Source organism: Porticoccus hydrocarbonoclasticus MCTG13d, from assembly GCF_000744735.1.
Classification (GTDB): domain Bacteria; phylum Pseudomonadota; class Gammaproteobacteria; order Pseudomonadales; family Porticoccaceae; genus Porticoccus; species Porticoccus hydrocarbonoclasticus.
Genome location: NZ_JQMM01000001.1, coordinates 1,632,242 through 1,645,078, shown reverse-complemented (window position 1 = coordinate 1,645,078; position 12,837 = coordinate 1,632,242). Strand labels below are relative to the sequence as shown.

Genomic DNA, 12,837 nt, shown 5'->3' with positions numbered 1-12,837 from the left:
ATGTTAAAAAAAGCTCGGGCAGCGTTTATCCACCATAGACTGAATGAACTGTATCCAAACCCGCCAATCCCCCTTATCCACCAGGACGCCTTTACTCTGCTGATAGCCGTGCTTTTATCTGCTCAATGTACTGATGACCGAGTCAACCAGGTGACACCCATACTGTTTGCATCGGCCGATAATGCCCAGGCCATGAGCCAGATTTCAGAACAGCAGGTATATGACATTATCCGCCCCTGTGGTCTGGCACCCCAGAAGTCCAAAGCAATTGTAAACCTCTCGAAGATACTGGTGGATCAGTACGACGGAGAGGTACCCGAAGATATCGCAGCGCTGGAAACACTGCCCGGCGTCGGCCACAAAACGGCCAGCGTGGTCATGTCCCAAGCCTTTGGCCACCCCGCCTTTCCGGTTGACACCCACATTCACCGTCTCGCCCAACGCTGGGGATTGAGCAACGGCAACAGCGTGGTGCAGACAGAGAAGGATCTGAAACGGTTGTTTCCCAGAGAAAGTTGGAACGCTCTGCATCTGCAGATTATTTACTACGGTCGCGAATACTGCCCCGCCCGCAGTTGCAATGGCCTGAGTTGTGATATCTGTAAAACCTGTTTTCCCAACCGGAAGCGACCCATCAAAACCCGCAAGGCCTGATCAAGGTGCAATCTTGTGCCAGCGTTTGGCCAACCACACGTGATAATGGCTTACACGACGCTTGAACAAGAACTTAGCCAGATCATCAGCAGCCTGCAACAGTTGTTGCTGCCGCTGGGCAATTAGCGCCTGCAACGACTGTTCAGCGGTGGACACCCTTGTCAACTGCACTTTTAATACAGCCAGGTCGTGATAGTCACCCAGGAGGCTGCACAGCCTTTCCAGCGAATTCAGTTTTTTGTTGGGTGGTGGACAGAGCACCGAGATGAGCCGTAGTTGATACCAATAATACTTGGCGTATTTGCGCCAATGGTGGCAATCATCGTCATCACCACTGTGCCGGGCCTGCTTCCAGCTGCGTCGTGCCACAGCATAGCTTTTGACCAGGGCCCTGAGCAAAACATCTGCGTCCATGGTCGGCTGCTCCGCCTGCTTGTACCGACGGATAAACTGACCCAATTGATCGGACACCAACTGTGACTGGGTCATTGCTTCGGTTATCGTCTCTGGCTGTTGCAATGCCAGCTGTCGCTCCAGTTGGTCAAAGACCGCAGTATCAACCAACCCGTGATTGTCGGCACGCAGTGACAACAGGGTTTGGCTCATGACCTCGGTATCCCGGAGGACAGACAGCCTGGCAGAGAGGTCACGAAAGAACTGATTGCCCTGGCAGAAGGTCACCTTATCCGCTGATTTCAGTAACCTGTAACAGGCACGCAGGCGTTTAAAGCATTTGCGTGCTTCGTGAATGCCTTCTAGCTGTTTTGAGGTCAGAGACCGCAGTTGTTCCCGCGCCAATCTCGTTTGCTGGAGGACGACACGGTTGAATTCTGCACTTAGATCCCTTTCCTGGAAAACAAAATTATCCATGAAAATCCGTAACTTTTAAGGCAATGCTTATCTAGCCCGGCCCCAATGAAATGGCTTTTCCGCTGACACTTTTTGGGAAACCAAAATAGCTCAACTCGGCCATACCGGCGCCCAAATCCTGCCAATGGTTTACGTCAACCTGCATCAGGGCAATACCACAGGTGGGAATTTTATCGATCTGCATCAGGGTGAGAAAATTCACCATATCAGTTATGGCCGGATTGTGACAAATCAGGGCGAACCTGTCGGCATCTCTGTCCAGAGATCGCAGCCAGGCCAGGATATCTTCGTAATTAAAGGTATACAGGGCCGTGACCACTTCAAGCTTCGCCTCACTCAACCCGAGACTGGGCATCAACCACTCAGCCGTTTCCATGGCCCTCACCGCCGGACTCGAGAAAACCCGTTTCAGAGACACTGGCTGCTCCTGTAACCTGCGCCCCATTTCCGGGGCGTTCAACCGACCACGGCGATTAAGGGGCCGCTCCAGGTCCGGTAAGGTAGTATCTTTCCAGCTGGATTTGGCATGACGAATCAGTGCGATCATCTTCATGGCGGTCTCCCGTGAATGCGTGGCCCAAGTTTGCTATCCTTCGCCGCTGCTTAAACCCGATTATGTGTATTGATGCTTGATAACGCCAATTCATGACAACCACGTGACAAATCCTATGACTGAAACCATTCTCTACGGCATCAAGAACTGCGATACCGTGAAAAAGGCACGACATTGGCTGGATGAACGACAGGTGAGCTATCGCTTCCACGACGTCCGCACCGACGGCCTAGACCCTCAAATGATCAAACGCTGGATCGCCGCTGCCGGCTGGGGAAAAGTGCTCAACAAGGTGGGCACCACCTGGCGAAAACTGGACCAGACTGTCAAGGACCATGTCTCTGCAGACAATGTTGTCGACCTGCTTATGGAATACCCGGCCATTATCAAACGCCCGGTGCTGGACCAGAACGGTACTATTACCGTCGGCTTTCGGCCAGATCAATACGCTTTGCTTTTTAACCTGTAATTTTCCGGAGATATAACAACCAATGACACTCTACAGCTTTGGATTGGGTATCGGCACCCAGAATAACAACGGCGAATGGCTCGAGGTTTTCTACCCAAAACCCCTACTAAACCCCGGAGACACTTCCCTCACTGCAATTAAGACTACGCTGGAAATCCAGGGTAAAAACCAGGTGATGACGCTCACCGCTGAACAACTGGATACGCTTGCTGCGGCCTTCGCAACGGCGGGGGAAGAAGAGCAAGCGAGCATTGCCCGACAGTTTCAAAAGAGTTCTCGTCCGGTAGTGGCCACTGTACTTGTCAGCGACGATGCCCCGGCCTCCGTGCCAGAGGGTTACCTGAAATTGCACCTGCTATCCCATCGCCTAGTAAAACCCAACGCCACAAACCTGACCGGATTGTTCGGTGTGCTGCACAATGTCGCCTGGACCAGTGAGGGAGCCATCGACATAGGGGAACTGCCCGCCCGACAGTTACAGGCCCGCCTGGCAGGCTCCCCTCTGTCTGTAGACAGCGTGGACAAGTTTCCCAAGATGGTTGATTACGTTGTCCCTTCCGGCGTTCGCATCGCCGATACGGCAAGGGTACGCCTCGGGGCTTATATCGGTGAAGGCACTACTATCATGCACGAGGGCTTCGTGAATTTTAACGCCGGCACCGAAGGTACCAGCATGGTGGAAGGCCGAATCTCTCAGGGTGTATTCGTTAAATCCGGCTCAGATTTGGGAGGTGGCAGCTCTACAATGGGCACGCTGTCCGGTGGTGGCAATATCATTATCACTATTGGTAACCGGTGTCTGTTGGGAGCCAATTCCGGTTTGGGGATACCCCTGGGTGACCGCTGTACCGTAGAGGCTGGGCTCTATATCACCGCCGGAACCAAAGTAAGCCTGCTGGATGACCAGAACCAGTTGGTAGGGCAAACCAAAGCCAGAGAACTGGCTGGCAAGGATGACCTGCTCTTCCGCCGAAATTCTGCGACAGGTGCCGTGGAATGCCTGACCAATAAATCCGCCGTGGAATTGAATGAGGCGTTGCACGTATCCAATTAGAATATTTGCCAGTCCGGTCGCCCTGTGGCGCTCCGGACTGACTCCGCCACCATATGCGGCTTATTGGAAGAAAATGCCAGTGGCCTGGGCTGTCCCAGCTCGTTAAACTTGTAATGACTGCCCCGGAGTATCACTGAATGACTACCCTTTCCCCCACTCTTGAACTGGCTTGTGAACTTATCAAACGCCGGTCTGTAACTCCGGCGGACGAGGGGTGCCAGCAACTGATGATTGAGCGTTTGGAAGCGATCGGTTTTTGTGTGGTCAGGCTGCCCTTCGGCGATGTGGATAACTTTTGGGCCGTGCGCGGTGAAAGAGGCCCAACGCTCTGTTTCGCCGGACATACCGATGTAGTGCCCACGGGTCCCGAAGGTGACTGGCAACATCCGCCTTTCTCCCCCCACATTGAGAACGGCGTTCTCTACGGCCGGGGAGCTGCCGATATGAAGGGCTCACTCGCCGCCATGATTACGGCGGTAGAACATTTTGTTGCCACACAACCAGACCACCCGGGACAGATCGCTTTTTTGATCACCAGTGACGAAGAAGGTATCGCCACAAACGGCACGGTGAAAGTGGTGCAATGGCTAGTGGACAACCATGAAATCCCTGAATGGTGCTTGGTGGGAGAACCGTCGAGCACTAAACGCGTAGGTGATGTGATAAAAAACGGGCGCCGCGGCTCTCTGGGAGCTGAATTGGTAATCAGGGGCATCCAGGGGCATGTGGCCTACCCACAACTGGCGGATAACCCTATCCACAAAGTGGCGCCAGCACTGGCCGAGCTCGCCACCGAGAGCTGGGACAACGGCAATGATTTTTTTCCTGCCACCAGTTTTCAGATATCCAACATTCACTCCGGCACCGGTGCCACCAATGTGATTCCCGGGACCGTGCAGGTACTGTTCAACTTTCGCTTTTCGACCGAAGTGACCGTCGAGCAACTTAAATCCCGCACTGAAATGATTTTAAAACAACATCAGCTTGACTATGAACTCCAGTGGCACCTCAGCGGCCAGCCCTTTCTGACCGAACAAGGGCCACTGGTAGAGGCTACGGTGGCCAGTATCCGGGAAATCACCGGCATCGAGGCGCAACTTTCGACAGCAGGAGGCACCTCTGATGGTCGCTTCATTGCTCCCCATGGCTGCCAGGTCGTCGAACTGGGGCCCGTAAATGCCACAATTCACAAGGTCAACGAATGCGCCAGCGTCGAGGACATTGACGCCCTCGAAAAAATTTATCGACGTATTCTCGAAAAGCTGCTTATTTAAGGTCACTCTCGTAGCCGGGATCATCCACTCTTCTATACCCACACACTACTCACTGCCGGCATCCGGGCTTTGAGCGATCTGATACGCCTCACATATTCTCATTCACAGTGGATATTCAATGACGGTTTTTGTAGGGTGCCAGTCTTTGCATCGATCAATCACCAACAAGGACTGAAAATGCCGGATTTGAGTAACCTTCGCCACCGCCTGATATTATTGGTCTGCATGCTGCTCCCGGTAATGTCACTTGCAGGTGAAATCACTTTAAAAAACGGGGATATTATCCACGGCGAACTGGATTCATTGAATGAGAACCAGGTTATCTGGAAATCAGACATCTTCGGTCTGATCAAAATCCCCAAAAACCAGGTTACCGATTTCAATTCCTCCTCCAGGATGCCGTTAATCACCAGTCCTGATGAAACAGCCACCAACTGTTCCCTGACAATGGAGGAGACTGTTACCGGCCACTGTGATGAGGGTACAAAACCATCACTACCCTTCATGACGCTTGTGGCCATGGAACCACCGAAGGCTTTTACTGGCGACGTTCGGTTTGGCTTCAACCGCAAAGACGGTAATACCAATACAGAGAATCTCGACTTCATTGTCAGGGCACAGTGGCTACAGGAACAGTTCAGACATGAAACCGAATTAATAGCAGAATCAGAGAAAGCTGATGGCGCTGTGGTAGATGAGCACTACGAAACAAACTACCAGCTGAATTATGATTTTACCGAGCGATGGTTCAGCTACGGTCGTCTGGGCTATACAAAAAACCGCTTCAGTGCCATTGACGAGCAATATCAATTGGGTGCAGGCGCTGGCCGTCGCATCAACCTTGCCAATCAGATGAAACTGAATTTACAGCTGGGCGCGGCCTTTCTGGTTTCCCACTATGACGGATCGGGCTCAGAAAAAGATCTGGCGGGGCGCTGGAGAATGCGCATGGATTGGCCCATACCCGGAACAGACATGATGCTTTTCCACGAGAATGAATTTTTCTGGACCGTGGACGACTTCAATAACAATCAGACAGAAAGCAGTACCGGCATTAAAATACCACTGCTCGGCAATCTGTTCAGTGAACTTCGATATGATTTTGATTATGTCAACCAACCCGGTGATGGGCAAAAGAGGGCCGATGAAGAGTGGGTCATATCACTGGGCTATCAATGGTGACTGGGCCAACTCAGGGCAGTTTTTGTAATGGGTAAATATCAAAACGGGTAGATTTCCCCTTGAGAGAATAACCCGGTTCACAGCCATTCAGGACCGGAGCGTGCACGGGCCGCTTCACAACAACACGGTAACGCGCCTTACCGAGAGCCACAGGCAACAATTCCCCGGCATCGTCTGGCCCAACAAGCTGATGAAAAATCTGCATCTCTTTTTTCACTTTGCTGGACTTTTCTCTGGAGGGAAACATGGGATCGAGATATATCACATCGGGGCATGCCTGATCCGTCAGTGTTTCCAGGTAATCGACGGAGTTCTGGCAGACCGTGTTAATACGCTGCAGAATTTCCGCCAACGGCGGATCTCCTTCCACCTTGTCACCAGCACGAGAAAGCCCGTCGGCAAGCAACGCATAAATAATGGGATTTCGCTCGATCATGGTTACCTGCGCCCCCAGGGAAGCCAGAATGAAGCCATCTCGACCCAGACCTGCAGTCAAATCCAGCAGCTTAGGACAGAACCCACTATGACCGAGACCAGTGGCCTTGGCGATATCCTGACCCCTGCCACCACCATACAAACGACGATGGCGTGCTGCACCCAAGGCGAATTCGCATCGAACCGGCCCCGGCGCTTTTGGACCCAGTTGTTGTAGCGACAACCCGTCATCATCGACAACCAACACTAAGCACTCTTGTTCCGTATCAAGTGTCCCCAGTGCCGGCGCCACAGGCAGGAGTGGCAACGACAGCTCTCTGGAAAGCATAACGGCCCGGTTTTCGAAGCCGGGCCGGGGCCAGACAGCCAGAAACAACTTTTTGTTACTGGGTAGGGACAAGCTCAAGCTCTACCCGACGGTTAGCTTGTCGACCCTCTGCCGTATCATTGCTGGCAACGGGATAGCGGTAACCATAGCCGGTGCTCCACACCCGCCCACTCACAATTCCCTGACTCATGAGCATCTGTCCAACACTGGCTGCACGCCGCTCACTCAGGGTCTGGTTGTATTCTGCACTACCGGTTGAATCTGTGTGGCCTGCTATGCGTATATTGGTTTTATCAAACTCTTTTAGGACAATCGCAACGGACTCAAGCGTGCTATAGAACTCCGGGCGAACTTCGTGACGATCCACACCAAATGTGATACTGCTGGGCATGACAAGGCGAATGTTGTCACCTTCGCGAACAACCCGAACGCCGGTCCCCTCCAGTTTTGCACGAAGTGCGGCTTCCTGACGGTCCATATAATAGCCAATACCACCGCCAACAGCAGCACCGGCTACTGCACCAGTCAGAACCCCTTTCTTGCGATCCCCACTACTGGAGGTGGCTGCACCGATCAAAGCACCCGATACGGCTCCAATGCCAGCCCCCTTCGCTGTGTTGCTGGTTTTCTGTTGTCCGGTATAGGGGTCTGTGGACATACAGGCCGTCAGGGAGATAGCAAGAATGGCTAACAGAATTTTTTTCATGTCACTTCCTCATTAAAACGATAAAACGTACTGAACGTGGATACCTGAAACAATAAACTACTATATTCTTACTAACAGGACAGGCAACGCGTTGAAATTTGCTGCCTTACTTTAATACAAGATGCGGTTTCCAACCCTATGAAAAAGCACATCCTCTTCGTTATTGTGGTCATCGGCACGTTTTTGAGTGGCTGCGAAAAATATACCTTCACCTTTAACGAACAACCTGTTCTAAAACCAACCGAGTTGTTTTCCGGCTACAAAATTCAGGACCCGGCGCTTGCTGTCTGTGTTGAACAGGCGATCAAAGACCTTGCCGTGACCCGTGCGAATCAGTTATCACAGCTCAACTGTTCTAACGCTGGTATTGTCAACCTTTCCGGTCTTGAAATTTTCACGGGCCTTATTATCGTCAACCTGGCACAAAATCAGCTTACTTCTATAAAGCCGTTACTCTATTTACCCAACCTCGATAGCATTTCTCTGGAAGGCAACACCTCTCTCGATTGTCCTGATGCGCAACTACTCTCAGAACAAGTCGAGGGACAGATTAAACTCCCGACACATTGCTGACACCTAACGAATCGCAACAGGATCAGTTGACAACAAACGATAAATAGTTCTCCAAAGTTACCCACAAATTCTGTGGATAACTTTGTGCATTACTTTCGTAAAACTTCGATGAATCCACGCAAAATGGGGCGCTCAAACAAAATGGCTACTTTTTGATCATTACATAAATCCCTTACAAATCATCAAGTTAAGTAATTAAAAAACTTAAATCAATAACTTACAATAGATTCTAAACATTTACTTAAGGTTATTAGTGTAATTGTGGACAATATAAAACTGATTGATACTGCTTTTGGAGGGCTGACCAGCTTTTCTGCGTTGCCGGGCATGTAACTGCATCAGTCAACAACACGGCTTTCCGGCAAAAACGTATTCATACTCGGGATAGCGCCAGCCAATCAACACCGTCGTTCTGGCAGGCATAGTGGATAGAAAACAGATCAGATGGCAGGTTGCTCATCATTGCCTGCACTGCAGCCAGAGAATTGTTCTGCTCACTGATATGACCCAATACCAGCTGTTGCAGCTGGCACGTCTGGATGTTTTGTAACAAATCGAGCGATTGCCGATTGTTCAAATGTCCCCAATCACCGGCAATACGCTTTTTCAACGACGGCGGGTAGGTTCCGTTAGCCAGCATAGCGGCATCGTGGTTACACTCGAGGAACAAACCGTGACATCCTTCGAAATGCTCTATGACATGGGCCGTGATACTTCCCAAGTCTGTTAGCACCCCCAGAGACAGGTTGTCGCCACCTCGTACGACGTACTGGACAGGTTCTCTGGCATCATGGGGCACAGCGACAGGCGTCACAGCAAAATCACCAATAACAAAGTCCAGGTGACTGTCTATCAGTTTTAGATCAATACCGGAGAAAAGTGAAAAGGACAAGGCTCGGTGGGTCCCCGCCGTCATATAGACCGTCAATCCGTACTTCCTGGCCAATGGAAGGACGCCTCGGATGTGATCCCCATGCTCATGGGTCACCAGAATGGCGTTGAGGTCACTGGGCTGCGTACCCAGCCTTTCAAGGCGCTTTTCCGTTTCCTTGATTGAAAACCCACAATCAATCAACAACCGGGTTGAGCCGACATCCACAATTGTAGCGTTACCCCTGCTGCCGCTCCCAAGTGAAGCAAACCGCATAATCAGCTCAAATTGCCGCGGATTACCTTGAGCAACTTAATAGCGAGTGAGCGCTCCAGCTTATCCCTGCTCTTATCAGCTATCCGCACCTCCACTGTCTGCTCATTGCGAACCAACTCGACCCAATACTCGACAGGGGGCACTTTTTCAACTTTATTGCCAAGATTGAGTACCCATTCCTTGAGTGTCTGCCCCTTCTCTTCAGCAACAATTTCCTGAAACTCAACCTGTAATCTACCCGCTGAACGATTCTGATCGATGATAGTGTAACCGCCCCGGGAGAGCGAGTTGAGTAGGGACGCCCAGGCCCTGTCATAGTTGAGATTCATTTTGATGTAGGGATCAGTATCTGCGGAAGATACGACCTCAACCTGCTCCTGACCACCGATCGTCTGGGCCAGCAGTGAAACGCTGCCACTGTTAATTTCACTGGCGAGAGAGTTGGAAACGATCTCGACAAATTCCAACTCCCGGGAGTCATCCATCGACTTTGCAGGCCATGAACCCGCATCGCCTTCCTTGCCAATAGGTGCAGACATCTGCAGCAGGCTGACTTCTGTACTGTTAACACCGATGCCAGGAACTATTTTAAAGCGAAAACGGTGGCTCTTGTCTTCATCGTCCTTGAATTGCAGCCAACCCGTTTCAATAATACCGCTACTGGCATCTACCCGGGTCGTGGGGACACTACTGCGCGAGAGAATATTCCTGATTCTTGGCCAAACTTCTTCAGCAGGCTTGTTAATCGCTATCCATCGACTACCTGAGAATGTCTCAATTTTTACCGTTTCTTCAAAAACATTTTCCGAGAGCGGCTGTGGCCTGGGAACAACAAAATATTCTGAGCCAGCCCCGGCATCAGGAACTGCAGGAACATCATAAAGCTGACCGATTGCACCTGAGCTTTTGCCCTCGGGCACAACCATGGGAGGGACTTCCTCTGAAAGCAGATAATCATTACTTTTGTCGCGAACAAGATTATTTCCACAACCAGCCATTGCCAGTAACGCTATAATCACTGATAGCTTTTTCAGTGTTGCCTTCATCCAGTGAACTCCGAATTGACTGTTTGTGCACCGCTCAGCAGATCAGCCTGCTCAAGAGCTCTGATAACTTTTAAATGATAGGCCGCAGACAATTCAGTGAGCGGGAGACGTATGGCATGCTCCATCAAACCCATTTCCGCTACAGCCCATTTGACCGGGATGGGGTTGGATTCGACAAACATGGCTTCATGAACAGGAATAAGTCGCTTGTTGATTTCACGCGCTGCATCCACCTCGCCGGCGAGCGCCAAACGACACATCTCAGCCATTAATTTGGGGGCAACATTGGCCGTAACAGAGATGTCACCATGACCACCCCTCAGGATCAATTCCAGTGCAGTAAAGTCATCGCCCGAATAAATGGCAAAACCCTCAGGGCAGGTACTGACCAACTGGTTAACACGGTCTAGATCACCGGTAGCCTCTTTAATACCGACGATGTTTGGGATTTCGGCAAGCCTCGCAACAGTGGCAGGAAGCATATCACAGGCCGTACGACCGGGCACATTGTAGAGAATTTGTGGAATATCCACGGCCTCTGCAATTGCTTTGTGGTGAAGATAGAGGCCTTCCTGGGTAGGTTTGTTGTAATAGGGCGTTACCAGCAGGCAGGCATCTGCACCGATCTGTTGTGCTCGATGGGTCCACTCTATGGCTTCTCTGGTCGAGTTTGCACCAGTGCCAGCAATCACGGGAACACGACCATCTGCGTCTTCGACAATCGCAGCGATGGTCGCCATATGCTCCTGCACATCGAGTGTCGGGGATTCACCGGTGGTACCCACAGCAACAATCGCATTGGTCCCCTGGGCAATATGCCACTCCACCAAACGTTTCAGACAATCCCAGTCAACTTCCTGATTATCGCGAAACATGGGCGTAACCAGAGCAACAATACTGCCGGTGATCATCGGAGGAGCCTCAAAATAGCCAAGAAAAATAGAACGCGTAATGTTACTGACCAGCAACCTGGGGCACAAGCGTTATGAATAAATTAGACACCAGCTCCAAGGTTAACAACAGAAGACCGGGAGAGTTTGATCCGGCTGGCCAGAGAAGCAACCGGTATTTCAGACCATTGAACACGACAGAGTTCCCCATCCTGGCAATGCATGATGGTTTCCGGCCCATCATTCCCAGTTTCGCCTCGTCTGGGCAGACTCTGTTATTTGCTACTTTTTGGATAGGGTCTTGACTCGCCGGGCGGGCGGGTTTTAAAGCGCCGGTGAATCCACATATACTGGTCCGGTTGCTCGAGAATCATCTTCTCAACCTGCCGGTTAACCGTTTCAGCGTCTGCCAGATCATCGCCTGTCGGAAAATCCTGTAAGGGCGGATGCACCTTAATCAGATATCCCCGACCATCGGGCAACCTCACCTGAGAGAAGGGCAGAACAAGGGCGTTGCCGGTTTTGGCAAAACGTGCAGTAGCCGTGACCGTGGCTGCCGGAACGCCAAAGAATCGGGCAAACACACTCTGTTTGCGCCCATAATCCTGATCCGGTGCGTACCAGATAATTCTGCCTTGGCGAAGGGCCTTGAACATACCGCGGATGTCTTCCCGTGGATAAACTACCCCCAAAGGGTCTCTTACCCGACGCCCTTTGCTTTGCACATAGTCATACACAGGATTTTTATGGGGGCGGTACATTCCATCAATCGAGTGTCTCGCAGACAGGGCGGATGCGCCGATTTCAAGCGTGGTGAAGTGAATGGCCATCAGTAGCGCCCCCCTACCCTGCAAGCCATCAAGGTGCTCCAGCCCCTCAAAGGTAATCAGCTTATCAAGTCGTTGTGTGGGCCACCACCAGGCCATACCAATTTCAAAAAAAGCAATGCCGTAGCTGATAAAATTAGCCCGCAGCAACCTCTGGCGCTGCGATTCTTCCATCTCGGGAAAGCACCATCGCAGGTTGATGTCTGCAACTTCTCGACGATAGCGGCTTCGCCAGAACATTATCCGGCCGATGCCCCCCCCCAACCAAAGCAATACCGGATACGGAAGGACCACCAACAAGCGCCAGCAACCCAGACTCAACCAGGTCAACCAAAAACGGGGGTGGAGAAAGCGCCACTTGAAATCGTGGTTATTGATCATGTTAATTACTGGTCAAAGGGGATAGCCATTATAAAGACGTTGACGCGTAAAACCATGCGTGGAGCGCGGGTTGAAGCTGAAAACACTAGTCCCTGAAACGGGCATTGAGCTGATCAACCAACTCGGCCCAATCGGCATCTTCACTGATAGCCTCTTCCAGAAACGCTCTCTGAGCCTCATTCCAGAACAATGCTTCAGCCAATCTCGTTTCAGGGGGCAATGGCTGGTGTAGGGCAATAAAAAGCTCGATGGCGGCTGCGGTGGAGGGCAGTCCCAACTGCTCAAAGAGCGTAGATAAGGAGTGAACACTGGTATCCATACATGTCTTATAGGCGCTGCCGCAACCGTTGGCAATGTTAGTTGAAGCAATTCACCTCCGCCTGAACCTGCTGCTGCAGGCCACGCTGAAGCGATATTGGCAACAAACCGTTCGACCTTATACAACACT

At 51.4% G+C, this 12,837-nt stretch carries 15 protein-coding genes; 6 read left to right on the top strand and 9 right to left on the bottom strand.

What is annotated here, in order from left to right:
- On the top strand, positions 1–654 hold the full coding sequence (nth, locus tag U740_RS07885; RefSeq protein ID WP_036860089.1) for an endonuclease III: 654 nt from the start codon (positions 1–3) through the stop codon (positions 652–654).
- Here nth and U740_RS07880 read toward each other — a convergent pair whose 3' ends face one another.
- Together U740_RS07880 and U740_RS07875 are read right to left on the bottom strand one after the other, a co-directional pair.
- Positions 655–1,524 (bottom strand): CHAD domain-containing protein, encoded by an 870-nt coding sequence (locus U740_RS07880; RefSeq protein ID WP_036860088.1) that lies wholly within the window; start codon positions 1,522–1,524, stop codon positions 655–657.
- A 31-nt stretch (positions 1,525–1,555) separates the two neighbouring features.
- Entirely contained in the window at positions 1,556–2,077 is a 522-nt protein-coding gene (locus U740_RS07875) for a SixA phosphatase family protein (RefSeq protein WP_036860087.1), read from the bottom strand.
- 115 nt (positions 2,078–2,192) lie between these two features.
- Between U740_RS07875 and U740_RS07870 the strand changes: the two genes are divergently transcribed.
- The 4 genes from U740_RS07870 to U740_RS07855 all read left to right on the top strand — a co-directional run bounded on the left by U740_RS07870 (position 2,193) and on the right by U740_RS07855 (position 6,056).
- Complete coding sequence (locus U740_RS07870; protein WP_036860086.1) at positions 2,193–2,546, top strand: ArsC family reductase; 354 nt, start codon at positions 2,193–2,195, stop codon at positions 2,544–2,546.
- 22 nt (positions 2,547–2,568) lie between these two features.
- A complete protein-coding gene (gene dapD / locus U740_RS07865) occupies positions 2,569–3,600 on the top strand; it encodes a 2,3,4,5-tetrahydropyridine-2,6-dicarboxylate N-succinyltransferase (RefSeq protein WP_036860085.1) in 1,032 nt (343 codons plus the stop codon).
- Between the two features lie 137 nt (positions 3,601–3,737).
- A complete protein-coding gene (gene dapE / locus U740_RS07860; RefSeq protein ID WP_036860084.1) occupies positions 3,738–4,874 on the top strand; it encodes a succinyl-diaminopimelate desuccinylase in 1,137 nt (378 codons plus the stop codon).
- A 177-nt stretch (positions 4,875–5,051) separates the two neighbouring features.
- On the top strand, positions 5,052–6,056 hold the full coding sequence (locus U740_RS07855) for a DUF481 domain-containing protein (protein ID WP_036860083.1): 1,005 nt from the start codon (positions 5,052–5,054) through the stop codon (positions 6,054–6,056).
- 10 nt (positions 6,057–6,066) lie between these two features.
- Here U740_RS07855 and U740_RS07850 read toward each other — a convergent pair whose 3' ends face one another.
- Complete coding sequence (locus U740_RS07850) at positions 6,067–6,891, bottom strand: class I SAM-dependent methyltransferase (protein ID WP_235189838.1); 825 nt, start codon at positions 6,889–6,891, stop codon at positions 6,067–6,069.
- Positions 6,875–7,525, bottom strand: a complete 651-nt coding sequence (locus U740_RS07845) for a YiaD family glycine zipper/OmpA-like lipoprotein (protein WP_036860082.1) — start codon at positions 7,523–7,525, stop codon at positions 6,875–6,877. The genes U740_RS07850 and U740_RS07845 overlap by 17 nt, the downstream gene beginning before the upstream one ends.
- A gap of 138 nt (positions 7,526–7,663) precedes the next feature.
- Here U740_RS07845 and U740_RS07840 point away from each other — a divergent pair, with 138 nt between their 5' ends.
- Positions 7,664–8,098, top strand: a complete 435-nt coding sequence (locus U740_RS07840) for a leucine-rich repeat domain-containing protein (RefSeq protein WP_051921298.1) — start codon at positions 7,664–7,666, stop codon at positions 8,096–8,098.
- Positions 8,099–8,471: 373 nt separating this feature from the next.
- Here U740_RS07840 and U740_RS07835 read toward each other — a convergent pair whose 3' ends face one another.
- The 5 genes from U740_RS07835 to U740_RS07815 form a co-directional block, all read right to left on the bottom strand.
- A complete protein-coding gene (locus tag U740_RS07835) occupies positions 8,472–9,245 on the bottom strand; it encodes an MBL fold metallo-hydrolase (protein WP_036860081.1) in 774 nt (257 codons plus the stop codon).
- Positions 9,246–9,247: 2 nt separating this feature from the next.
- Positions 9,248–10,291, bottom strand: coding sequence for an NlpB/DapX family lipoprotein (gene bamC, locus U740_RS07830; RefSeq protein WP_036860080.1), 1,044 nt, complete (start codon positions 10,289–10,291; stop codon positions 9,248–9,250).
- A complete protein-coding gene (gene dapA / locus U740_RS07825; RefSeq protein ID WP_051921297.1) occupies positions 10,288–11,202 on the bottom strand; it encodes a 4-hydroxy-tetrahydrodipicolinate synthase in 915 nt (304 codons plus the stop codon). The genes bamC and dapA overlap by 4 nt, the downstream gene beginning before the upstream one ends.
- Positions 11,203–11,456: 254 nt before the next feature.
- Positions 11,457–12,389 carry an LpxL/LpxP family Kdo(2)-lipid IV(A) lauroyl/palmitoleoyl acyltransferase gene (lpxL, locus tag U740_RS07820; protein ID WP_036860079.1) on the bottom strand — a complete coding sequence of 311 codons (933 nt, stop codon included), beginning with the start codon at positions 12,387–12,389 and terminating at the stop codon, positions 11,457–11,459.
- 85 nt (positions 12,390–12,474) lie between these two features.
- Complete coding sequence (locus U740_RS07815; protein ID WP_036860078.1) at positions 12,475–12,708, bottom strand: DUF2789 domain-containing protein; 234 nt, start codon at positions 12,706–12,708, stop codon at positions 12,475–12,477.
- Positions 12,709–12,837 lie beyond the last annotated feature (129 nt).